Below are 21,617 nucleotides of genomic sequence, written 5' to 3' on the forward strand. Positions count from 1 at the left end.
AAATGTCGTGGCGAGCGCTGCGTGAGCGGATCCCCGGTGATGGACTGGATACCGCTCGCCGCCGGATCGCCACTCTGATCGGGGCGGTGCTGCTCGCGCTTGCCGCCTTGCTGTTCGCCAAGGCGGGCGACGGCGCACAGCGGCTGTTCGCATCGCTCGTCGGCCGCTTCCCCTATGCGCCGCTGCTGGTGACGCCGCTGGTGTTCGCCGGCGTCGTCTGGATCACCCGCCGGTTCGCGCCCGAAGCAAAGGGATCGGGGATCCCGCAGGTGATCGCCGCGGGGCGCGCGCCGGGCACGGGCTGGTCCAACGCCCTCGTCTCGGTCCGCGTCGCGATCGCGAAGTTCCTGCTGACCGTGGCGATGCTCGCGTCGGGGGCGTCGGTCGGCCGCGAGGGGCCGACCGTGCAGATCAGCGCCGCGCTGATGGTGGGCGTCCATCGCCTGCTGCGCGTGCCGATCGGCGCGGGCGTGCTGATCGCGGGCGGCGCGGCGGGCGTCGCGGCGGCGTTCAACACGCCGCTCGCGGGCGTCGCCTTCGCGATCGAGGAGCTTGCCGCCGCCTATGAGCAGAAAGTGGCGGTGCTGGTGATGGGCGCTGTGATGATCGCCGGCCTCACCAGCCTGGGGATCGCCGGCGACTATATCTATTTCGGCGCGATGCGCGACACGATGAAGCTGCACAACCTGCTGCTCGCGGCGCCGCTTGCGGGTATCGTCGGCGGGTTGCTCGGCGGATTGTTCACCCGCGCAGTGCTGGCGTTCGGGCAGAGCGCCGCGCCCGCGATCGCGGCAATTCGCGCGCGACCGATCGCGTTCGCCGCGGGCTGTGGCCTCGTCGTCGCAGTGCTGGGCGTGGTCACCGGCGGCGCGACCTGGGGCACCGGCTACGAGACCACGCGCCATCTGGTCGAGGGCCATGGCGGCCTCGCCTGGTTCGCCCCGGCGAAGCTGGTCGCGGCGCTGGCGACGACGTTGAGCGGCGCGCCGGGCGGCATCTTCGCGCCGTCGCTGGCGGTGGGCGCGGGTGTGGGCGAGGTTCTGACGGAATTCTTCCCCCAGTCCCCCACCGGCGCACTCGTGCTGCTCGGCATGGTCGGCTATTTCACCGGCGTCGTCCGCGCGCCCTTCACCGCGATCATCATCGTCAGCGAGACGACCGCGAGCCGCGGCATGATCATGCCCTTCTTCCTGACCGCCCTGATCGCCGACGCGGTCAGCGGCCTCGTCTGCCGCGAGCGGCTGTACCACGGCCTCTCGCGGGCATTTCTGGCGACGGCGCCGGCGGATCTGAGAAAAGAATGATATGCAGTCAGATGCATCGACTGCGCATCTCGATCCGGTTTAACAGCCAGCAGAATGACAACTGGGTACAACGAACATGTCGCCCCGCCGCGCGCTCGCAGTGTCCGCCTACTCGACTTCGACCATCGTGGATCGATCGACATATGCAGCGAACTGCGTGCCGTCGGCGATTTCGGCGCTTCGGCCGGTAAAGCCGGGGCTCAGCAAGGCCATACCTACTACTGCACCCGCAGTAACACTGCCCTTGTCCGCCGATTGCCCGATAAGTCGAACGGTACGGCCGCGCACACGCACATAAAGCGGCGCGAGCGTGAGCCGGCCCGACATACCCATCGCACCTTTCGCGCGCGCATCGACGACTTGCCCCATGGCTTCGGTTCCCCGAGGTATGAGGATTCGATCGCCGAGTTTGACGTCTTCAACCGTACGGAGGGCAACCATGTCGCCTTTCACGTTGGTCTTGCTCGACAAGGGCTTCGTCGTTTCGAGACGGATCAATGTACCGGATGAGACCATGACCTCTTCCGCAAGCGCGGGCGCACAGGTCATTGTAAACATGATCGAGAGGCCAATTCGTAGCGACATCGGCATGCTCAGCGGCTGCCGCTGACCGGTACCGCCGCCACGGGCTGTGGCGAGGGTGCAAGTGCAGGCGCGCTCACGCGAACGATTGGCGCCGCGACAGTATCGAGCCAAACATCTTCGGCTACGAAGCCGCTCAGCAATTCACCTGCCTTGATCTTCGCATTGTTGCCCCGGTGGAACAGGCCGGCGACGCCTGTAAACAATACGGCCATGCCGGCCGAACCTGCGCCGGTCCCCTTCGCGCTCATTTCGCCTTCAAGGGGAATCTCGGCATTGCCCAACTGTATGTGCAACAGTTTAGCTGACATCCGACCCGACTTGCCCAACCCGCCAGAATCGGTTGCCGACATGACGACACCAAATGCCGGCGTTCCTACCGGCACAACCGTCTTGCCGTCGATCACGATCGGTTCGTTGACTCGCAGGCGAAAACGGGCACCCGGCTTAGCGTCCGCCGTGCTGACCTCGCTGACGGCCATCAGGACTACAGGCGTGTCGCGCCGCATAAGCAGCGCCGGAGCAGGTATCGGCGCGATAGCGGACGCCTCGACGGGCGGCGTGGGAACGACCGCAGTCGCGACATCCTGCGCAACGAGTGCACACGGCGCCGCGCTGACCGAAGAAGCGGCAACGATGGCTGCCATCAACCTGATTTTCATAAGCCCCCCAATCACACCCCGCCCTCTTCTTGCCAGATTAGATTAAGAAAGCAATAATCGCCGTCGAAGATTAGGCCCCATTGACACGTCTGGAATTTTTGGCAGAAGGCGCGAGGGATATTTGGGGGAATATGCATCATGAAGCTTCTTAAATACGTGGTTGCCGGTGCGCTGCTGGCTACGCTTCCGACTCAGTTCGTCGCTGCAAAAAAAGAAGAAAAGAAGTATGTCGTCGTCAATGAAGACGTCGGCGTGCCCGTTTTTCCCTATGATATTACGGATCGCCCCTACACCGTGGTCGGCGAAGTGAAGGCAGGCGTTCGCAAGGCGACTGTATTCAGCAAGGAAGCATCGCAGGGCAAGGTCTATCGCGAACTGTGGGAGCGCGCAGAAAAGCTGGGCGCTGATGCGGTGATCAACGCGAAATATGGCGACTCCCACGTCAGCGCTTTCAGCTGGGGAAAGACGAACGCCACGGGAACCGCGATCAAGTTCACAACTGCGCCCGCCGCTACGGCGCAGCGGTAAGCTCAACTTCGACGCTCGAATCGTTCACGACATTGGCCATGCTGTCATCGGACGTCCTATGACAGCATGGCCGCGCTCTGCGTCGGCGAGCTCGGCCATATCGCAGCATTGGAACGCCCGTAGCGTTTAGCCCTTTACCTGGCGAAGTGCTTCAGCGACGGCACGAGCAATGGCCTTTAAACGCTAACGCCACTCGGCGGAACTGAGGCATGGCCCCTCCCTTGAGGGCGCCATGCCTTCCGCCGTTCAGAACTTTGCGCGCACGCCGGCGTAGATGCGGCGGCCATAGGTTTCGATGATGTTGCGCCGGTAGATGCTGTTGGCGTTTTCCACGCGCTGTGCGTGGAACAGGTTCACGCCTTCCAGGAACAGCGCGATGCGATCGGTGAGGTTGACGCTCGACGACGCATCCCACTGGCCGAAAGCCTCGCCGATCGCAGGGTTGTTGCCGCGATCGAGCGCGGCGATCAGGTAGCGGGACCGCCAGTTGTAGGAGAGGCGGACAGAGAAGGTGTCGTCCTCATAATAGCCCGAGACGTTGACGCTGTGGCGCGACAGGCCGGGGAAGCTCAGCGCCTCACCGGTGAAATAATCCTTCTGATCGTAGCCCTTGTCCTTCGAATAGGTGTAGTTCGCGAGCATGCCGAAATTCTTAAGCAGGCCGGGCAGGAAGGTGAAGGCGAACTGGCTGCCGAGTTCGAGACCGTTGATCTGCACCTTCGAGGTGCCGTTGATCGGCCGGCTGACGGTGTAGACCACGCCGTTGATCGTCTCCGGCGCGGTCGTCCGGTCGACGAAGGAGCTTATGTCCTTGCGGAAGAAGGTCGCGGACACATAGTTGGTGCTGCTGATGTACCACTCCGCGCCGATGTCATATTGCGCCGCGCGATAGGGTTCGAGTTCGGGGTTGCCGCGCGATCCCGAGAAGCCGACATTGTCGAGCGTGAAGCGGGGTGCGAGATCAGCGGGCGAGGGCCGCGCGATCACCTCGGTCGCGGTGCCGCGCAGGATCACCTTGTCCGGCACGATCGCGGCGCGCAGGTTCAGGCTCGGCAGGAACTCGGTATATTCGCCCTTCGAGGAGAAGGGATCGATCCGGCCCGGTGCGGCGGGCGACGTCGGCGTCGCGGCGGTCGGCCCCACGACGATGAAGCCGCGGGTGCTCGTGCGCGTGTTCACCACGCGCGCGCCGACCACGCCGGTGATCTCGATCCCGGCCGGCTTGAGCGCGAAATTGGCCGAGGCGTAACCGGCGAGATTCTTCTCGTCGACGCCCCATGTGTCCGCCGGGTTCACATTGACGAAGGGATCGGGAATGCCGGCGGCGTCGGCCACGGCATTGCCGAGGTTCAGCCAGCGCGAGATCCCGTCGAAACCGAGATTGCCGGTGTGGAAGAAGTTGTGATCGCCAAGGTCGGCGCGGCCGACGATATCCTGGATCTGCTGGAGGATCGCCGCGTTCGACGCGGTCGACTGCACGACCGCCACGCTCGCCCCCGGCCGGTCCGCCGTATTGTAGTTGGCGTTGGTGATGTTGCCGAGACCTGGCGTCGCGGCGACATAGCCATTGTAGGTGCGGGTGCCGTCGAACAAGCGACTGGTGACCTTCAGATCGCGCTTCTGCGCCCCGAACTTCACCGAATCCAGCCAGCTTCCGACATCCCATTCGGCGTTGAGCGTGTAATTCTTCTCGACCTGGATGTTGTAGCGCGGGCGGCGCAGGATCGAGAATTGGGTGATCCCGGCGGTTTCGGTGACGTCGAGGCCGGGCGTGATGATGTTGGGCGCATGTTGCGAACCCGAATAGTCGACAATGACCGCCGACAGCGTCTGCGCGGTCGCTGACGTGTTGATCTCATTGTTGTAGGCGCGGGCACGCGTATAGGCGGCGCGGCCCAGCAGCTTGAACCGCTCGGTGACGTTCCAGTCCAGCCCGGCCTGCAGGCTGTATTGCTGGCGGTCGATCGATCCCAGGATATTGCGATAATTGACGTTGAGACCGCCCGGCCGCGCGACGCCATTGTCGAACTCGACATAGCTGACGGTCTGATCCTCACCCAATTCGGTGTTGGCGATATCGACGCCGCCATTGGTGATCGCCTGGACGGTGCCGAGCGCGAGGAATTGCGAATTCAGCGTCTGCTTGCCGCGCGTGTAGGTGCCTTCGACGAAGGCGCGTATGCTGTCGGACGGGCGCCATTCGACGATCGCGTTGGCGGCATAGCGCTCGGTGAGGTCGCGGTTGATCACGTAGCGCGGGATATCAGGGAAAAAGTCGCCGAAGCCATTCCCATCGAGATCGACGCAGCGCGCCTGGTTGCGGCCGTTCAGACAGTTTTGCGCGGTCGGCGTGGCGGGCTGCACCGCCTCGATTTGGCGCCAGCCGGTGGTGCGCGCCTGATCGTACCACAGGCTGCGCTTCTCATAGGTGGCGGAGAGCAGCACGCCGATCGTGTCGTCGGCGAACAATTTGCTGCCGATCAGCGCGAACTTCGGATCGAAGCGATGCGCGACATCGGTGTAGACAACCTGCGCCGACCCGGCGAGATAGCCATTCTCCGCGCCGCGATCGAACGGCCGGCGGGTAATGATGCGCACGGTGCCGCCGAGACCGCCCTCGGTCATGTCGGCAGTAGCCGATTTCACGACCTCCAGCCGGCTGACGAACTCGGCGGGGATGTCCCGGAACTCGACGGAGCGGCTGGCGACGCCGGCGCCGGTGCCCAGTGCCGTCTGGCCGTTGATCTCGACCCGGTTCAGCGCGGGATCCGCGCCGCGGATCGAGACGCCCGATCCCTCGCCGCCCGCACGGGTAATCTGCACACCGGTGACGCGCTGGAGCGCCTCGCCGACATTCTTGTCGGGAAACTTGCCGATATCCTCCGCAGAGATCGCATCGAGCACCTGGGCGGAATCGCGCTTGGCGTTCAGCGCGTCGGCGAGGCTTTGCCGGATGCCGGTGACGACGATGTCATCGACTTTCTCGTTGGAGACCTCGGACGAGGTACCGCTGCCAGGTTGCTGGGCCGGCGCAGGCGCATCGCTCTGCGGCGCCTGCGCGGATGCGGCGGATGCCCACAGCAGCGCCACGCTAAGCGCTGCAGGGGATGCGCCATGGCGCGTGATCGCCAACTTCGCGAAATTCATTGCCTTATCCTCCCTTTGGCATGTCGATCGTTCGGCGCGACGCTCGAGCAGCCGCGCCGAGCAGCCCGACAGGGCAAAGGCATGGCTCATCGCCCGGCGCTGCCCAGTCAAAGCGGCAACCGAAGCTGAAACGGCAAATGATCGGCGCAGCGTGTCAGCCAGACAGACAGGATCGGCGCGGCGCTTTATTGCCACGTGGCCAAGTCAGCCTGCGATTTCACCTTGTCTCGCGCGCCTGTTCCGGCCGCTCATCCTCCTCACATCCCCACGCCATCATGGGCGCATTATCTTATGCCTTGATCTAGGCATGACAGCGGAGGATTCGCAATAGTTGATTTGCCAATCCATGATGTGGGACAAAACGAGCCGAACGCCGGTGCGCCGCAGCGCATGCGACCCTGCCGCCCGCGGCGGCTGAGCACTGGCCCAAGAATATTTGCGGGTGGCTGTCGATTTCGCCCTGCCCCGTTCGTCGTTTCCCTGTCAGGCCGGTACGGCCGGCTCAACCAAGGAGACAGTCCATGCGTGTGATGGTGTTCGTGAAAGCGACCGAAGACAGCGAGAAGGGTTTCGAGCGCACACCCGAGACCGACGCCATGATGGAGGCGATGGGCCGGTTCAACGACGAACTGCGCGCGGCCGGCGTGCTGCTGATGGCGGACGGCCTAAAGCCTACGTCCGATGCCAAGCGCGTCGCCTTCGATGGCCCCGGCCGCTCAGTGATCGACGGCCCGTTTGCCGAGGCGCGCGAGCAGGTCGCCGGCTTCTGGCTGTGGGAGGTCAAGGATATGGACGAGGCGGTGGCCTGGGTGAAACGCTGCCCCAATCCGATGGCGGGGCCCAGCGAGATCGAAATCCGGCCGATCTACGAACTGGCCGACCTGCCGTGACCGCAGTGAAAAAGGGGGCGGCCGCACAGCGCAGCCGCCCCCTCGATCATCGTCGGTCCGCGATCAGAAGCGGAAGCCGACACCAGCCGCGACGTGGCGACGCTGCAGGTTGATGCCATAGAACTTGCCATAATCGGCATAGTTGATCTCGGCGAAGCCGTAGAACTTCTCACCGAAGTTCACGTCGGTGCCGATCGCACCCTGCACGCCGCCCTTGCTGGCGCTCGCGCTGAGGGAGCCGGCGTTCACCTTGAACCTGATGCTGGCATAGCCGAGCTTGCCATAGACCAGGACGTTCGGCGAAACGGCATAGCCGACGCGCAGGCCGGTACCGAGATTACCCTCTTCCTTCAGGCAGTCGCGGCCGTCGCACAGTTCGACGCTGGAGAATTCATAGGTGGCATACGGGCCGGCGACGACACGGTCGCCAAGCTTGAAATCGACGCCGGCTTCGCCGCCATAGGAAACCGCGCTGCCGATCTTGTAGACGTCGCCATCCTCGCTGACGGTCGGCGTTTCATAACCGAGGCGCGCTTCGATCCGGATGCCGTCGAAATTGTCCGCGCTGACTTCCTGCGCGCACGCGACACCGGGGACGCTCGCCAAAGCGGCGGCGCCAAGCAGATAGATCTTCATGTAATCCCCCAAATAGAACCTGATGTTCAGGTGTCCGGCCAAGACAGACCCCAATTGAGGCCGAACGAGCGCGCCGATAAGGGAGAGACCGGACGTCGTCCAGCCCCTTTTCACATGAAATTCAATCCGATATGCGGCATGTTGGCAAGGCATGGAATGCGTCGCATTTGTGCTTACCGCCCATAGATCGTCGGAAGATGATCAAAGTGCCGCCGCCCGGTGTCACGTGCCCCGCTGGAGCGCCGCCGCGAATTGCGCCGGACTCGGCGTTTCCGCGAAGCTGGGCGCATCGCCGATGTCCAGCCAGAGCTGCTTGCGACGCGTCCAGATATGGGCGACCGGTATGATCTCATCGCTCCGGTCGAGCGTGCCGGAGCGGAGGATCAGCATGCCGGGCACCGCATCGTTGCGGTTGGCGATCCGCGTCATGCAGGCAGGACACGCGATTTGGGTGGAAACCATCGCTTCGTCTGAGTCGATCCCAAAATCTACGGTCGTGCCCGACAGGATCACCAGGGATTCGGGCAGCAGCGCATGCAGGGCGAACGCGCTGCCGCTCCACGTCTGACAGTCGAGGCAATGGCAGGCATAGCTGGGCGGCAGCGCTTCCAACTCAACGGTGTAGCGCAGCTTGCCGCAACGGCATCCTCCGACAACAGGCATGACATCCTTCCAGAAACCAGGTGTCCGATCCATAGACGCCGCAGGCGGCGGCGCAAAGCGCGCCAGGACTGCGTCAGCAGCCGCAAGGCTCGGTGAACAGACCGGCCGTCTCTCTGCAGGAGCCGCCATTACCCCTCAGCCGAGGGTGACGTAGATCTCCGCCAGAAGCATCCAGTCGGCACCGATGCAACGCCATTTCGCAGAATAGATGCCGCAGGCCAGCCGCTCTCCATTGCCGGCACTTACCCCCTCCCATCGGCCCTGTTCGAGGGCGATCGGCTCGATCGGCGAGGCGGTGATTGTTTCCGGCGTGCGGACATAGATGGTGCGCGCAACGGCTGCGAATTCGCGTTTCCATGCCAGGAGCTGCGCCTTGCGGCCGGCGAGCACCGCACTGTCGGTGCCGGTGACGAGGATCGCATGCGGCGCGAGCAGCGGACCGATAGCGGCAAGGTCTGCGTCGAGAAGGGCGCGGTTGAATGCGGCGCGACGCAGACGAATGGCGATGTCGGGCGAAGAGGCGGTCATTCCACAGCCTTGGCGGGTGGGGCCGCTTTGCGCAATGGCGCGCGACACGCGCGGAACGGCAATGGCGCAGGTACGTTGGGCGATCGCAAACCGTGGGGTCATCGATGAAGCCGCTCCTTGCTGCCCTTGTTTCGCTCACGCTGATCCCCGCCCCGGCGCTTGCGCAGGAGGCTGCACAGAAACCGACGCGCGACCTGTGCAGTGACCGTCCGGGGCTCAACACCTCCCCCTGCACCGTCGACCCTGGCCGGCTGCAGGCGGAAATCGGCCTTGCCAGCTGGACCCTCGTCCGCCAGCCCGACGAACGCAGCGACGAGATCGAGGCGGGCGATATCCTGCTGCGCTACGGTCTCGGCGCGACCACCGAACTCAGGCTCGGCTGGACCGCCTTCGGCCATATGCGGACGCAAGACCGCTCGAGCGGTGCGATCGAGCGATCATCCGGGACCGGCGACGTGACGATCGGCCTCAAGCAGAACCTGCGTCATCCCGCAGAGACGACGCCGGGGCTTGCCATCGCGCTGCTGCCGTTCGTCACGTTGCCAACAGGGAGCGACGGCGTCGGCGCGGGCACGTGGGGCGCAGGGCTGGTCGTGCCGGCCAGTTTCACGCTCAACGATACGCTCTCCGTCGAACTTTCTCCCGAAGTCGACGCCGCTGCTGACGAGGACGGTTCCGGACGCCATCTCGCCTATGGGACCGCCGTCGGCCTCGGCGTGAGCCTGACCGACGCGATAACTCTGACGCCGGAGGTCCAGATCCTTGCCGATCGCGATCCGTCCGCGCATGCGACGATGGCGAGCGCCGCCCTCTCCCTCGCCGCTCAGCCCGCCGACATGACGCAGATCGACGTCCAGGCGGTGGCGGGAATCGACCATGACGCGCCGGACATCGCGCTGTCGTTCGGGTTCACCCGCAAATTCTAGCTCGCGCCTTGATCTGCTGACGTTTTCGTAGCCCGGCGTCGTCATCGTAGGTCAGATATGCTCAAGGCGTCCTTACCGGCTTGACGCCGCGGCCGCACGCCGCGCCATGATTGCGGTGCGGTACACGGGCACCCATATTGCCATTATGGCGATTCAGATCCGCACCACGCTCGAAGAGCCCGATACCGGGCAGAGCTTCATTCCCCACCGCCCGCCGCGCCCCGAAAAAACCGAGGGCGGCAAGCCGTTCAAGCTGGTGTCGGACTATGAGCCATCCGGTGACCAGCCGACAGCGATCGCCGAATTGGTCGGACAGGCGCAGCAGGGCGAGCGCGACCAGGTGCTACTGGGCGTCACCGGATCGGGCAAGACCTTCACCATGGCGAAGGTGATCCAGACGTTGCAGCGCCCAGCGCTGGTGCTGGCGCCCAACAAGATCCTCGCGGCGCAGCTCTATGGCGAGTTCAAGAGCTTCTTCCCCGAGAATGCGGTCGAATATTTCGTCAGCTATTATGATTATTACCAGCCCGAGGCCTATGTGCCGCGGTCCGACACCTACATCGAGAAGGAAAGCTCGGTGAACGAGGCGATCGACCGCATGCGCCACTCGGCGACGCGCTCACTGCTGGAGCGGGACGACGTGCTGATCGTCGCCTCGGTCTCCTGCCTCTACGGCATCGGATCGGTCGAGACCTATTCGGCGATGATCTTCGACCTCAAGAAGGGCCAGACCGTCGACCAGCGCGAGATCGTCCGAAAGCTGGTGGCGCTGCAATACAAGCGCAACGACGCCGCCTTCACCCGCGGCACCTTCCGCGTGCGCGGCGACAGCCTCGAGATCTTCCCGTCGCACTATGAGGATACGGCGTGGCGCGTCGCCTTCTTCGGCGACGATATCGAGGAGATCGTCGAGTTCGATCCGCTGACCGGCAAGAAGGTCGCGAGCCTCGACTATGTCCGCGTGTTCGCCAACAGCCACTATGTGACGCCGGGACCGACGCTGAAGCAGGCGATGGAGGCGATCCGCTTCGAGCTGACCGAGCGGCTGAAGGAGCTGCATGCGGAAGGGCGGCTGCTGGAGGCGCAGCGGCTGGAGCAGCGTACCAATTTCGACCTGGAGATGATCGCGGCAACGGGCAGTTGCGCGGGCATCGAGAATTACAGCCGCTTCCTCACCGGCCGGCTTCCGGGGGAGCCGCCCCCTACCCTGTTCGAATATCTGCCGGAAAACGCGCTGCTGTTCGTCGACGAGAGTCACCAGACGATCGGGCAGGTCAACGGCATGGCGCGGGGCGACCATCGCCGCAAGATCACGCTGGCCGAATATGGATTCCGTCTGCCGAGCTGCATCGACAACCGCCCGCTGCGCTTCAACGAGTGGGACGCGATGCGCCCGCAGACCGTCTATGTCTCGGCGACGCCGGGCGATTGGGAGATGGAACAGACCGGCGGCGTCTTCGCCGAGCAGGTGATCCGCCCGACCGGCCTGATCGACCCGCCGGTGGAGATCCGCCCGGTTGAGAGCCAGGTCGACGACCTGATCCACGAGGCGCGCGAGACCGCCGCCAAAGGTTATCGCACCTTGGTGACGACGCTCACCAAGCGGATGGCGGAGGATCTGACCGAATATCTGCACGAGGCCGGCCTCAAGGTCCGCTACATGCACTCGGACACCGAGACGCTGGAGCGCATCGAGCTGATCCGCGACCTGCGCATGGGCGTTTACGACATCCTCGTTGGCATCAACCTGCTGCGCGAGGGGCTCGACATCCCGGAATGCGGGCTGGTCGCGATCCTCGACGCCGACAAGGAAGGCTTCCTGCGTTCGGAGACGTCACTGATCCAGACGATCGGTCGCGCCGCGCGCAACGTCGACGGACGGGTGATCCTCTATGCCGATCGCATCACCGGCAGCATGGAACGCGCGATGCGCGAGACCGAGCGGCGGCGCGAGAAGCAGGAAGCGTATAACGCCGAACATGGCATTACCCCGCAGACGATCAAGCGCAACATCGCCGACGTGATCAGCCATTTGTCGTCGCGCGACCAGGTGACGGTGGAGATCGACGAGGAACGCCCGCACATGGTGGGCCACAATCTGCGCAGCTATATCGAGGAACTCGAGAAGAAGATGCGCAAGGCTGCGGCCGACCTGGAGTTCGAAGAAGCCGGTCGCTTGCGCGATGAAATCCGTTCGCTGGAAGCGGAGGAACTCGGGTTGCCCGAGGCCGAGCGCAAGGCGCCGATCATGGGCCGCAGCAACGAGGGCAAGCCGGGCACACGCAAGACGCGGTTCGGCAAGACGCAGCGCAAGTTCGGGGGCGGCAGCCGAAGATAGGCTATGCCGCCTTGCCGGCCATCAGCCTGCCCCGCGCAGCACCGCGCGATCCTCGTCGTCCAGTTCCACCGGTTCGCCCGCACGGATCAGTTCGGCGAAGCCTTCGTTCGGCGTCATCACCGTCAAGGTGTAGAGCTTGGTGCTGCCGGTATTCTCCACGACATGCTCGGCGCCCGGCCGCAGCAGCAGCGCATCGCCCTTGGCGAGCGGCAACGCCTTGCCCTGGCAGTGGGCGATGCCCTCGCCGTGGAGCACATAGAAGAATTCATGCGCCACGCTGTGGCTGTTGGGCGGGGTCTTGCCGCCGACGGTGAAGATCTCGACCACGCAGATATTGGCGAAACCCTCGGTCTCGGGATCGAACAGCAGCGCGAAATAATTGGTGTCGGCGGGCGCGATGCGGAAGGCGGAAACCTCGGTCGCACGCGCGAGCAGGGCGGCGGGCAGCGTCATGGCGTACTCCTGATCGCATCGAGCGGATAGGCACTGATCTCGGCGAGCAAGGTGGCCAGACGTTGCGCGGCGAACGCGACCGCCACCGCGCCCTTGTCGGCGGTGGCAGGGCGCGGATCGCCGACCGCGCCGGATGGGTTCACATCCTGCGTCATCCAGCCCATGCCGACGCCCCCTTCCAGCCGCAGCACCTGATGATCGCGCTCGATCACGACGCCGACCGAGGGGAAATTCTCCATCTTCCCCGCCTTCACCACCTCGGGTCGGAGGTGCATCATCATCGAGGTTTCGATGTCGCCGGCATGGATGCCGTAAATCTCCTCGTCACGATCGAACAGACCTTCGGGCAACCCCAGCGCATAGCTGCTCGCCGCGACCGCGAGGATCGCGTGGCGCACGCGCAGGTCACGCACCACGACATCAACGAGCTGCGGCTGGCCGCCATGCGAGTTGAAGAGCAGCAGCTTGCGAAAGCCGGTGCGGACGACGCTGTCCGCCACGTCGGTCCACATCGCGATCAGGGTCGCTGCCCCGATGGAGAGCGTCCCGGGATAGGCGCCATGTTCGTTGCTCTTGCCGACGGGGAGCTGCGGCAGCAGATAGACGGGCACATCGTCGGCCACCAGCGGCGCCGCCGCGGCGATGATGCCGGCGTTGAGATCGGAGTCCACGGAAACCGGCAGATGCGGCCCATGTTGCTCGATCGCAGCCACCGGCATCACCGCGACCGCTCGGGCGGTATCGATGTCGCGGAAATCCTGCCAGCCAAGGTCTCGCCAATGATGCAGCATCAGCCCGCCCCGATCGCTGCCGTCAGCGCCGCGCCGGTGGTGACCAGCCCGAAGCATTGACGGATGTTGTAGAGCGTCGCCTGCGTGCAGAAGTCCGGCGAGGTGGTCGCCGCGCAATCTTCCAGCAGCACGCAATCATAGCCGAGAAAATTCGCGTCCTGCAGCGTGCACATCACGCACTGGTCGAGGTTGACGCCGGCGAACAGCAATGTCGTGACGCCGAGGTTGCGCAAGATGCTGTCCAGCGGCGTGTCCCAAAAGCCGGACATGCGATATTTGTCGACGCGGATGTCGCCCGCGACCGGCGCCAGTTCGTCGACCACCGCCGCCGCCCAGCTTCCCGCCTGCAGCACCTGTGCGCCATTGGAGGGCAAGGGCGCGCCGAGGCCGACGCCTTCCCCGTTCGGATCATAGACGCCGAGCAAGGCCGGGCTGATGTTGAGCAGGTCCGGCCGGTTGCCCCAGTTGAGCCACAGCACCGGCACGTCGGCGCCGCGCAGCGCGGGCAAGGTGGCGAGAAGTGGCGCGATCGGTGCGCGTGCAGGCGAGACATCGACACCGATCGAGGCCAGCCAGCCGTCCGGGTGGCAAAAGTCGTTCTGCATGTCGATCACGAGGATCGCGGTGCGCGCGAGATCGATGGTCAGCGCGCGAGGCTCGGCTGGGATATCGACGATGCGCGGCGCGATCATCGGGCGGACGAGGTCGACGCGTTCGGGCGAGACCTGCCAGCGATTGTGGCGCGTGGCGCCAAGCGGTTTCATGATTGTGCTTCCTTCCGCCGCGGCCGCGGCGTGACCAGAGTCGCCAGGAACACCAGCGCCGGCACGCAGCCGAAGAGCTGGAAGGCGAGCGCGAAGGATCCGGTCGCATCCCGGATGGCGCCACCGGCGAGCGAATTGAACGAGGAGATCGCGACCAAGGTGCAGATGATCGAGAACAGTTCGAGATTATGCTTCTTGCCGAAATATTCGAGCAGCAGCAGCGTTGAAGAGAGCGCGGTCAGCCCCACGCCGACGCCGGTCAGCACGGCATAGATCAGCAGCAGCGCCGGCGTCGTCGCGATCGACAGCGTCCAGACGCCGATCGTCGTGCAGGCCAGGCCGAACAGCAGCAGCAGCTTGCGGTTGACCACCTCGCCGATCGCGCCGCCCAGCAGCCGCGCCCCCACCTGCACCGCGGCTTCGAGGCTGAGCATGCCCGCCGCCACCGCCGGGGTGATGGCAAGCTGGGTAAGATGCGCCACCGACATGCTGGCGACGCAGCTCAGCACCAGCAACTGCGCCAGATAGGCGCCGAAGATCAGCCAGAATTGCGGTGCGCGCAGCGCCTCTCGGACCTCCCAGCCCTCTTCGGCGGCCGTCGCGGGCTTGGCGGCGGCGGCCTGAGCATGGGTATCGCTGCCCCGGCCCACGATCAAAGTGCAGAGCAGCCCGACAACCACGATGCAGGCGGCGAGCACCATCCACACCATCCGCCAATTGCCGTCGAAGCCGGACATGATGCTGAGCACGATCCACGGCCCCGCGACGCCGCCCAGCGAGCCTGAGGTGAAATAAATGCCGAACACCAGCGAGCGCCGGCTGAACATCGCCGAGAGCACATGCGTGCCCGGGATCAGCGCGAGCATCTGATAGCCGATGCCGCACAGGATCGTGCCGGCGAAGAAGGGCGCCAGCCCCTGCGCGCGGCTGAGGCAGAGCAGCCCGCCCGCCAGCACCACCGTACCGAGCAGCAGCGGCGCGCGCACGCCGAAGCGGCGGATCAGCCGCGCCGGCACGAAGGAGGATGCCGCGCAGGAAACGCCGAGCAAGGTGAAGCCCAGCCCCGCCTGCGTCCAGCTCCAGCCCAGTTCGGTGACCATCGACGGCAAGGTGACGCCGAGCGCCGAGAAGGTCGCGGCGAAGCCGAAGAAGAACAGCGCGCTGAACGAGAAGAGAACCGCGATCGCCCAGCGCCCGAGATGCGTCGTCCCCGCGGCATCGGGTGCCGCGGTCAGCCGGGCGGCCCAGCCGCCGGCGCTGCGCGTCGCGATACTCATGCCGCGAGCCCGCCCTGCCCGCTGATCCACAGCCGGTAGACGAGGCGCTCATAGCGTTTGTCGTCATATTCAGTGGCGCGGTGCATCGTGTAGCGGTTGTTCCAGACGAGGATGTCGCCCGCTTCCCATTTGTGGCGGTAGACGAAGCGATCCTGCGTGGCATGCGCGATTAGATCCCGCACGCGCTGGCGGCCGGCCTCGGGCTCTTCGCCGAGGATTTCCTTGGTCGATCCGCTGCTGAGATAGAAATTGCGGCTGCCGTCCGGCCGGGTCAGCACCAACGGGTGGACGACGTCCGGCGCGCGCTCGGCCTGTTCCGCGGTCACCACCGATCGCGCCTGCGGATCGAGCTGGCCGATCAGATAGACGAAGCTGTGCAGCACCTGCTTGTCCGCGATCGCCGCACGCTCCGCCTCGGGTAGCGCCTCAAAGGCGGCGCGCATGTCGGCCAGCAAGGTGTCGGCGCCTTCGGGCGGGGTTTCCAGCGCGTAGAGCACGGTCGTGTCGAGCGGCTCGCGCAGATAGGAGCCGTCGGTGTGCCAGCCCATGCCGTCGCGATGGACGCCGATACGCTTGCCATCCACTTCCTTGTTGGAAAGGATGTAGATCGTTGGATAGCCGGGCAAGGTGAACTGCTCGCGGGTATGATCCTCGAGCGGACCGAGCGCGGCGCCGAAGCGGGTGAGCTGGTCCGGCGTGAGGGACTGGCCGCGGATCACCATCACGCTGCCTGCGCGATAGAGCGCCGCGATCTCGTCCAGTTCGGCGTCACTCGCGGTCGCGAGGTCGAGGCCGGAAACCTCGGCGCCGAAGCCGTCGCCGATCGGCGTGACCTTGAAGCGCGTCTCGGTGGCTGTGTCGGACATGGTTCAACCCTTGCTGGCGGAGGTGATCGGCGTGACGGTGGCGCCGGCGCGCGTGCGGCGCAACGCGGGCGGCTTGGGGCCATCGCCGCGGACTTCGGTTTCGCCATGCTCGCGCAGCAGCTTGAGCAGGCGGCGGCGGACGATCAGGCCGGGATGGTCGGAGATCATCGATCCTTCCTCGCCCGTGCTCGCGTCGAGCGGCGCATCGAAATCGGTCGATTCCAGAATCTCGCGATCCTCCTCGATCACCGCCGCATCCCACGCCACCAGCTCGGCGGTGGAGCAATCCTCCTCGCGGTCGTTGCGGTAGAGGATCTGCGCGATGTGGATGCTCTTGTCGTCGATCGGCGTCGCGCAATTGAAGATGATGTGGCGCATGCCGGTGGGATATTCGATGTCGAGCCGCCGGCAGAAGGGCAGGTACCAGCGGTTGCGCAGGCGGCGCTCCACCATCGGCGCGTCGGTGCCGGTCACCCGGTGCGATTCCGGCGGGTTGCGGATTTCCACCGTCGCATCCGCCTCGAACCCGAAATCGGTTTCGTTGAGCTGGTATTTCTTGGGAACCGGCTGCTCCACCTGCCCGAACGTGCCCTTGTGAACGAACGAGAAATGGGCGTTGTCGAAAGAGTTTTCCATGAACCGCAGCGGCGCGGTCTGCCAGCTCTCGTTGAACTGGTGGATGCGGCGATACTCCGGCAGATCATCCTCGACGATCGTCGGAATGTCGGAGATCGGCTCACCCAGGCAGACCCACGCATAGCCGTAGCGGGCGACGCAGCGATAGGCGTCGACGCCGAATTCGGGCAGCGGCTTGTCCGCCGCGAATTGCGGGATGCGGGTCAGCTTGCCGCCGCGATCATAGGTCCAGCCATGATAGCCGCAGACGATATTGCCCTTGTCGCACCAACCCTTGGAGAGCTTCGCGGTGCGATGGCAGCAGCGGTCGCGCAGCGCGGCGGGCTCGCCCTCGGCATCGAGGAACAACACGATATCCTCGCCCATCAGCCGGAACGGCCGCGGGCCATCGGCGAGAGCGCTCAGCGGGTGCGTCGCATACCAGAAATTGCGCAGCACCGGCTGCTTGGTCGTCAACATTCACTTTTCCCCTGTTGGGCCGGCTCTGCCCCTAAGCGGGACTGGCAGAGCCGGCCCGAGCAAGTCTTCAGAAGCGGTAGGAAACGGTGCCGAACACCTGACGCGGATTGACATATTCGACGCTGGTGGTGAGCGCCCCGTACGGATCGGTGAACAGCGAGTTCACGCCATTCCTGTCGAACAGGTTCTGCGCCGAGACCGAGAAGGTGAAGGCGCTGTCGTGCGGGGCATATTGCACCGACGCGTTGAACAGCGTGTAGGCCGGTACCTTGTCGAGCGGACCGCCATCGAAGATGCGCGAGTTGAAGCTGCCGCGATAGACCACCTCGCCCCGCAAGGTGAGCTGCCCGGCCCCGACATCGGCATCATAGGTGGTCGAGAAATTGCCCTGCACGCCGGGCAGCTTCGCGACCTTGTTGCCGTTGGTGTTCTGCAGATTGTTCTGCACCGCCGCGATGATCGACGGGTTATAGCCATAGCCCGTCACATAGGGCTGCGGCAGGCCGAGCGCGATCGCCTGGGCGCGGCGGATGGCCAACGCGCCCTGGCTGTCCATCGTGAAGAAGTCGCCCTTGAACTCGCCCTTGGCGAGCGACAGCATGCCGTCGAACCGCAGGCCGTCCATCGGCAGTATCGAGGCTTCGAACTCGGCGCCGTAAATCTCCGCGTGCGGGATGTTCCAGCTACCGCCCGAATTCACCCGCGGGTCCTCCGCGGTGAACTGATAATCGTCATACCAGTAATAGAAGCCCGAGGCGTTCAGCCGCACCTTGCGATCGAAGAACTCGTTCTTGGTGCCGATCTCGATCGCGTCGACCATTTCCTTCTTGTAGGATTGCGGCACCTGCACCGAACCCTGGTTGAAGTTGACGCCGCTCGGCTTGTAGCCGCGCGAGAGCGTCGCATAGACCATGTTGGAGGGCGTGATCTGATAGTCGATGCCGAGCTTGCCGGTGAAGGCGTCGCTGGTCACCCGGCGCGGCGCGGCCGGGCCGAACTGGTTGAAGAAGTTGACCGGCTGGCCGGTCGTCTTGTCCCAGCTATAGCGCAGGCCCGCGGTGAGCGAGAGCGCGTCGGTGGCGTGGTAGGTCGCCTGGCCATAGCCGGCCACGGAGGTGTGCTGATAGGGGCTGTAGGTCGCGAAGACAATCGGCATGCCCTGATAGGTCAGCGCCGGACCGCTGCCGAGCGACAGATAATCCTTCAGCGCGCGCTGGCGCAGGAAGAAGCCGCCGACCGTCCAATCGAGCGGGCCGCCGGCCTGCGAGGCGAGCGACACTTCCTGGGTGAACGCCTTGCTGCGATCGTTCCAGCGCACGGTGTGGACGTAGAAGCTGCCGGCGAGGCGATCGGTGTCGGCGGTCTGCTCCTTCAGCATATATTGATAGGCGGTGACCGACTTCAGCGTCGCGAAATCGCCGATGTCATAGGACAGCGACAGATCGACCATCCGCGTCTTCAGTTCGAAGGTGCTCGGATAATCCTGGTTGACGGTGCGCGCGCCCGGCGTGGTATCGAGCACATTCTTCTGCAGCGCGCCGTTGCGATCGGTGTCGAAGGTCTGCGCGGAGAGGATCGCGGTGAAATCGCTGCTCGGCTGCCACAGCAGCGAGCCGCGCAGGCCGAGATTGTTGGCATCGTCCAGATCATATCCGGAGCGATTGGCCACGCCGATCGACTTGCCGTAGCCGTCATGGCGCAGATATTGCGCGCTGACCCGTGCCGCCATCGTATCCGAGATCGGGATGTTCAGCCCGGCGCGCGCCTTGGCATAATTATAATTTCCATAGCTCAGCGCAACGTCGCCGCTCGTTTCGCCGATCACCGGCTTCTTCGTGATCACGTTGATCGCGCCGCCGGTCGAGGTCTGGCCGAACACGGTGCCCTGCGGCCCGCGCAGCACCTCGACACGCTCGACGTCGAGCAGATCCTGCGCCAGCGCCATGACGTGCGCGACGTAGACGCCGTTGATGTGGAAGGCGACGCCCGGCTGCGAATTCGGGTTGGCGGAGGTCTCATAGCCGATGCCGCGGATCGAGATGATGCGCGCGCTGCCTTCGCTCTTGGAGATGCTGAGGCCGGGCACGATGCCGTTGAGATCGTTGAGTTCGTTGGCGTTGCGGCGCTGCAGTTCGTCATTGCCGACGACGGTGATCGACAGCGGCGCGCGTTGCAGCGTGGTTTCACGCTTTTCACCGACGACGACGATGTCGTTGAGCCCCTCATCGCCTTCAGCGGCGGGTGCGCGCGCCGCGGCGTCTGCCCCGGCGGACTGCGCCGATGCCACCCCCGGCATGAGCGCGATCAAGGACGCGCCGCCGAACAGCAGCGCGGATTTGTATATGTTTTTGACCATCATAAAGTGACCCCAATGTGAATTGCGGTTCACTCCCCCAGCACGTGCCGACTTGTTTCTTCGGCTCTTTTTCGTCGTCGCCAAGCCCACAGAATGACTGGCCCGATGGCTGATCGTGACCTGTCGCTCGACTCCGACAGCGCTGACTAGACCATAGGACACCGGTGCCCCAAAGAACTGTTTTGCTCTCACACCGATGCCTTTAAGGCCTCACTCGACGCGGTGTCGATCCGACGCCGCAAATGAGGATCGACGCATGCTGCACGCGCGCCTGCTGCGCTATATCGACGAGGTCGCCCGCAGGGGCTCGATCCGCAAGGCGGCGACGCATCTCAACATCGCCTCCACCGCGATCAACCGCCAGATCATCGCCTATGAGGAGGAACTGGGCACCCAGATCTTCGAGCGGCTGCCGCGCAGCGTGCGGCCGACCGCTGCGGGCGAGGTGCTGCTCCAGCATATCCGCAACACGCTGAAGGAACATGATCGCGCGCAGGCGGAGATCGCCGCGCTGCAAGGGCTGCGCGGCGGCAGCGTGGCGATCGCCACCTTCGAAAATCTCGCGGCAAACCTGATGCCGCAGGTGTCGCAGGCGTTCCGGCGCAGCCATCCGCGCATCCAGGTCAATGTGTTCAGCGTGTTCCGCCAGCAGCTTCCGCAGGGGCTGGCGAGCGGCGAATATGATCTTGCGCTCGGCTACAACATTTCCTCGACGCCGGGCTCCTCGGTGCTGCACGAGTTCGAGACGCGGCTGGGCGCGGTGGTCTCCCCCGATCACCCCCTTGCCGCCGAGCCCGCCGTGCGGCTGAGCGATTGCACCACCTATCCGATCATCGTCGGCAACGAGACGATGAGCATCTATGGCATCATCCATGACGCCTTCGCGCAGGCCAATCTGATCTTCCGCCCCCAGATCGTCTCCAACTCGGTGAGCTTCATGAAGCATCTCGCGCGGCGGCAGGAGGGCGTGACCTTCATGACCCCGGTCGACATCGCCGAAGAGGCGGCGCGCGGCGAGCTGGTCTATGTGCCGATCCGCGACCGCGTGGTGCGGCCGCAGCCGCTGAGCCTGATCTACCGCAAGAACGGTACGCTCAATTCCGCGGTCAGCCGGCTGGCGGAAGAGATACGCGTCGAGCTGCGGGCGCAGCTCGCATGAACGGCGATGCCGCCCCCGCAACGCGCAAGCGCGACGCCGAACGCACCCGTGCCGCACTGTTCAGGGTGGCGACGCGCGAGTTCGGGACGCACGGCTTCGCTGGTGCCCGGATCGAACGGATCGTCGCCGGCGCTGGTTGCAACATCCGGATGATCTACCATCATTTCGGCAGCAAGGCGGCGCTCTACCAGGCGGTCGTCGAGGGCGCCTATGCCGACCTCCGCGCGGAGGAGGCGAAGCTCGACCTCGACCTCGACGATCCCTTCGGCTGCCTCGACACGCTGCTGCGCTTCACCATGCGCTATTTCGCCAGCCACCCGCATCTCGAAGGGCTGATCCGATCCGAAAACGACACGCGCGCCCGCGTCGTCGGCACCTCCCACGCGATCCGCGCGTCGAGCGATCGGCTGAAAGAGCGGCTGGAAACGATCGTCGCCGCCGGCGAGGCGAAGGGACTGTTTCGCCCGGGCATCGATCCGCTGCAGCTCTATGTCACCATCACCGCGCTCAGCCGCTTCCACCTCGCCAACGGCTATTCGCTGTCGGCGGTGCTGGACGTCGACCTACGCAGCACCGAATGGCGGCGCGGCTGGGCCGATTATGCGGCGGAACTCGTGCGGCGCTATGTCGCGGTTACGGGATAGGTGCGACC

20 protein-coding genes are annotated in these 21,617 nt (G+C 64.9%); 7 read left to right on the forward strand and 13 right to left on the reverse strand.

What is annotated here, in order from left to right; all coding sequences use genetic code 11:
* Positions 1-2: 2 nt before the first annotated feature.
* Positions 3-1,304, forward strand: a complete 1,302-nt coding sequence (locus tag FHS96_RS13735; RefSeq protein ID WP_429592290.1) for a chloride channel protein — start codon at positions 3-5, stop codon at positions 1,302-1,304.
* 108 nt (positions 1,305-1,412) lie between these two features.
* Here FHS96_RS13735 and FHS96_RS13740 read toward each other — a convergent pair whose 3' ends face one another.
* Both FHS96_RS13740 and FHS96_RS13745 read right to left on the reverse strand, forming a co-directional pair.
* Positions 1,413-1,895 carry a hypothetical protein gene (locus tag FHS96_RS13740; protein ID WP_429592293.1) on the reverse strand — a complete coding sequence of 161 codons (483 nt, stop codon included), beginning with the start codon at positions 1,893-1,895 and terminating at the stop codon, positions 1,413-1,415.
* A 2-nt stretch (positions 1,896-1,897) separates the two neighbouring features.
* On the reverse strand, positions 1,898-2,533 hold the full coding sequence (locus FHS96_RS13745; protein ID WP_429592296.1) for a hypothetical protein: 636 nt from the start codon (positions 2,531-2,533) through the stop codon (positions 1,898-1,900).
* Positions 2,534-2,686: 153 nt separating this feature from the next.
* Between FHS96_RS13745 and FHS96_RS13750 the strand changes: the two genes are divergently transcribed.
* Positions 2,687-3,076 carry a heavy metal-binding domain-containing protein gene (locus FHS96_RS13750; RefSeq protein ID WP_429592299.1) on the forward strand — a complete coding sequence of 130 codons (390 nt, stop codon included), beginning with the start codon at positions 2,687-2,689 and terminating at the stop codon, positions 3,074-3,076.
* Positions 3,077-3,322: 246 nt separating this feature from the next.
* Here the strand turns inward: FHS96_RS13750 and FHS96_RS13755 are convergent, their stop codons facing one another.
* Entirely contained in the window at positions 3,323-6,223 is a 2,901-nt protein-coding gene (locus FHS96_RS13755) for a TonB-dependent receptor (RefSeq protein WP_429592302.1), read from the reverse strand.
* A gap of 521 nt (positions 6,224-6,744) precedes the next feature.
* On the opposite strand from FHS96_RS13755, the gene FHS96_RS13760 reads away from it, so the two are divergent.
* Positions 6,745-7,113: a YciI family protein gene (locus FHS96_RS13760; RefSeq protein ID WP_429592304.1), complete on the forward strand. Its 369-nt coding sequence runs from the start codon at positions 6,745-6,747 to the stop codon at positions 7,111-7,113.
* A 63-nt stretch (positions 7,114-7,176) separates the two neighbouring features.
* On the opposite strand, the gene FHS96_RS13765 is transcribed toward FHS96_RS13760, so the two are convergent.
* The 3 genes from FHS96_RS13765 to FHS96_RS13775 form a co-directional block, all read right to left on the reverse strand.
* Complete coding sequence (locus FHS96_RS13765; RefSeq protein WP_429592307.1) at positions 7,177-7,749, reverse strand: outer membrane beta-barrel protein; 573 nt, start codon at positions 7,747-7,749, stop codon at positions 7,177-7,179.
* A gap of 222 nt (positions 7,750-7,971) precedes the next feature.
* On the reverse strand, positions 7,972-8,412 hold the full coding sequence (locus FHS96_RS13770) for a GFA family protein (protein ID WP_429592310.1): 441 nt from the start codon (positions 8,410-8,412) through the stop codon (positions 7,972-7,974).
* A 135-nt stretch (positions 8,413-8,547) separates the two neighbouring features.
* A complete protein-coding gene (locus FHS96_RS13775) occupies positions 8,548-8,940 on the reverse strand; it encodes a nuclear transport factor 2 family protein (protein WP_429593062.1) in 393 nt (130 codons plus the stop codon).
* Between the two features lie 104 nt (positions 8,941-9,044).
* On the opposite strand from FHS96_RS13775, the gene FHS96_RS13780 reads away from it, so the two are divergent.
* Positions 9,045-9,866, forward strand: coding sequence for a transporter (locus FHS96_RS13780; protein WP_429592312.1), 822 nt, complete (start codon positions 9,045-9,047; stop codon positions 9,864-9,866).
* Positions 9,867-10,011: 145 nt separating this feature from the next.
* A complete protein-coding gene (gene uvrB, locus FHS96_RS13785; RefSeq protein ID WP_429592315.1) occupies positions 10,012-12,204 on the forward strand; it encodes an excinuclease ABC subunit UvrB in 2,193 nt (730 codons plus the stop codon).
* Positions 12,205-12,225: 21 nt separating this feature from the next.
* On the opposite strand, the gene FHS96_RS13790 is transcribed toward uvrB, so the two are convergent.
* The 7 genes from FHS96_RS13790 to FHS96_RS13820 form a co-directional block, all read right to left on the reverse strand.
* A complete protein-coding gene (locus FHS96_RS13790) occupies positions 12,226-12,657 on the reverse strand; it encodes a cupin domain-containing protein (protein ID WP_429592318.1) in 432 nt (143 codons plus the stop codon).
* Positions 12,654-13,448, reverse strand: a complete 795-nt coding sequence (locus tag FHS96_RS13795; protein ID WP_429592321.1) for a creatininase family protein — start codon at positions 13,446-13,448, stop codon at positions 12,654-12,656. The genes FHS96_RS13790 and FHS96_RS13795 overlap by 4 nt, the downstream gene beginning before the upstream one ends.
* Complete coding sequence (locus FHS96_RS13800) at positions 13,448-14,212, reverse strand: cysteine hydrolase family protein (protein ID WP_429592324.1); 765 nt, start codon at positions 14,210-14,212, stop codon at positions 13,448-13,450. The genes FHS96_RS13795 and FHS96_RS13800 overlap by 1 nt, the downstream gene beginning before the upstream one ends.
* Positions 14,209-15,489 (reverse strand): MFS transporter, encoded by a 1,281-nt coding sequence (locus tag FHS96_RS13805; RefSeq protein WP_429592327.1) that lies wholly within the window; start codon positions 15,487-15,489, stop codon positions 14,209-14,211. Before FHS96_RS13805 ends, FHS96_RS13800 begins: the two co-directional genes overlap by 4 nt.
* Positions 15,486-16,355: a TauD/TfdA dioxygenase family protein gene (locus FHS96_RS13810; RefSeq protein WP_429592329.1), complete on the reverse strand. Its 870-nt coding sequence runs from the start codon at positions 16,353-16,355 to the stop codon at positions 15,486-15,488. Before FHS96_RS13810 ends, FHS96_RS13805 begins: the two co-directional genes overlap by 4 nt.
* A 3-nt stretch (positions 16,356-16,358) precedes the next feature.
* Positions 16,359-17,450, reverse strand: coding sequence for a Rieske 2Fe-2S domain-containing protein (locus FHS96_RS13815; protein ID WP_429592332.1), 1,092 nt, complete (start codon positions 17,448-17,450; stop codon positions 16,359-16,361).
* A gap of 67 nt (positions 17,451-17,517) precedes the next feature.
* Complete coding sequence (locus FHS96_RS13820) at positions 17,518-19,806, reverse strand: TonB-dependent receptor (protein WP_429592335.1); 2,289 nt, start codon at positions 19,804-19,806, stop codon at positions 17,518-17,520.
* A gap of 256 nt (positions 19,807-20,062) precedes the next feature.
* On the opposite strand from FHS96_RS13820, the gene FHS96_RS13825 reads away from it, so the two are divergent.
* A complete protein-coding gene (locus FHS96_RS13825; RefSeq protein WP_429592338.1) occupies positions 20,063-20,965 on the forward strand; it encodes a LysR family transcriptional regulator in 903 nt (300 codons plus the stop codon).
* Positions 20,962-21,609, forward strand: coding sequence for a TetR/AcrR family transcriptional regulator (locus tag FHS96_RS13830; protein WP_429592341.1), 648 nt, complete (start codon positions 20,962-20,964; stop codon positions 21,607-21,609). The genes FHS96_RS13825 and FHS96_RS13830 overlap by 4 nt, the downstream gene beginning before the upstream one ends.
* Positions 21,610-21,617: the final 8 nt, after the last annotated feature.

Source organism: Sphingomonas zeicaulis (assembly GCF_050433225.1).
Classification (GTDB): Bacteria; Pseudomonadota; Alphaproteobacteria; order Sphingomonadales; family Sphingomonadaceae; genus Sphingomonas_D; species Sphingomonas_D zeicaulis.

Excerpts from the sequence above, each read along its gene's own strand:
- FHS96_RS13735 (WP_429592290.1), top strand. The coding sequence starts at position 3 with ATGTCGTGGCGAGCGCTGCGTGAGCGGATCCCCGGTGATGGACTGGAT.
- FHS96_RS13740 (WP_429592293.1), bottom strand. The coding sequence starts at position 1,895 with ATGCCGATGTCGCTACGAATTGGCCTCTCGATCATGTTTACAATGACC.
- FHS96_RS13745 (WP_429592296.1), bottom strand. The coding sequence starts at position 2,533 with ATGGCAGCCATCGTTGCCGCTTCTTCGGTCAGCGCGGCGCCGTGTGCA.
- FHS96_RS13750 (WP_429592299.1), top strand. The coding sequence starts at position 2,687 with ATGAAGCTTCTTAAATACGTGGTTGCCGGTGCGCTGCTGGCTACGCTT.
- FHS96_RS13755 (WP_429592302.1), bottom strand. The coding sequence starts at position 6,223 with ATGAATTTCGCGAAGTTGGCGATCACGCGCCATGGCGCATCCCCTGCA.
- FHS96_RS13760 (WP_429592304.1), top strand. The coding sequence starts at position 6,745 with ATGCGTGTGATGGTGTTCGTGAAAGCGACCGAAGACAGCGAGAAGGGT.
- FHS96_RS13765 (WP_429592307.1), bottom strand. The coding sequence starts at position 7,749 with ATGAAGATCTATCTGCTTGGCGCCGCCGCTTTGGCGAGCGTCCCCGGT.
- FHS96_RS13770 (WP_429592310.1), bottom strand. The coding sequence starts at position 8,412 with ATGCCTGTTGTCGGAGGATGCCGTTGCGGCAAGCTGCGCTACACCGTT.
- FHS96_RS13775 (WP_429593062.1), bottom strand. The coding sequence starts at position 8,940 with ATGACCGCCTCTTCGCCCGACATCGCCATTCGTCTGCGTCGCGCCGCA.
- FHS96_RS13780 (WP_429592312.1), top strand. The coding sequence starts at position 9,045 with ATGAAGCCGCTCCTTGCTGCCCTTGTTTCGCTCACGCTGATCCCCGCC.
- uvrB (WP_429592315.1), top strand. The coding sequence starts at position 10,012 with ATGGCGATTCAGATCCGCACCACGCTCGAAGAGCCCGATACCGGGCAG.
- FHS96_RS13790 (WP_429592318.1), bottom strand. The coding sequence starts at position 12,657 with ATGACGCTGCCCGCCGCCCTGCTCGCGCGTGCGACCGAGGTTTCCGCC.
- FHS96_RS13795 (WP_429592321.1), bottom strand. The coding sequence starts at position 13,448 with ATGCTGCATCATTGGCGAGACCTTGGCTGGCAGGATTTCCGCGACATC.
- FHS96_RS13800 (WP_429592324.1), bottom strand. The coding sequence starts at position 14,212 with ATGAAACCGCTTGGCGCCACGCGCCACAATCGCTGGCAGGTCTCGCCC.
- FHS96_RS13805 (WP_429592327.1), bottom strand. The coding sequence starts at position 15,489 with ATGAGTATCGCGACGCGCAGCGCCGGCGGCTGGGCCGCCCGGCTGACC.
- FHS96_RS13810 (WP_429592329.1), bottom strand. The coding sequence starts at position 16,355 with ATGTCCGACACAGCCACCGAGACGCGCTTCAAGGTCACGCCGATCGGC.
- FHS96_RS13815 (WP_429592332.1), bottom strand. The coding sequence starts at position 17,450 with ATGTTGACGACCAAGCAGCCGGTGCTGCGCAATTTCTGGTATGCGACG.
- FHS96_RS13820 (WP_429592335.1), bottom strand. The coding sequence starts at position 19,806 with ATGGTCAAAAACATATACAAATCCGCGCTGCTGTTCGGCGGCGCGTCC.
- FHS96_RS13825 (WP_429592338.1), top strand. The coding sequence starts at position 20,063 with ATGCTGCACGCGCGCCTGCTGCGCTATATCGACGAGGTCGCCCGCAGG.
- FHS96_RS13830 (WP_429592341.1), top strand. The coding sequence starts at position 20,962 with ATGAACGGCGATGCCGCCCCCGCAACGCGCAAGCGCGACGCCGAACGC.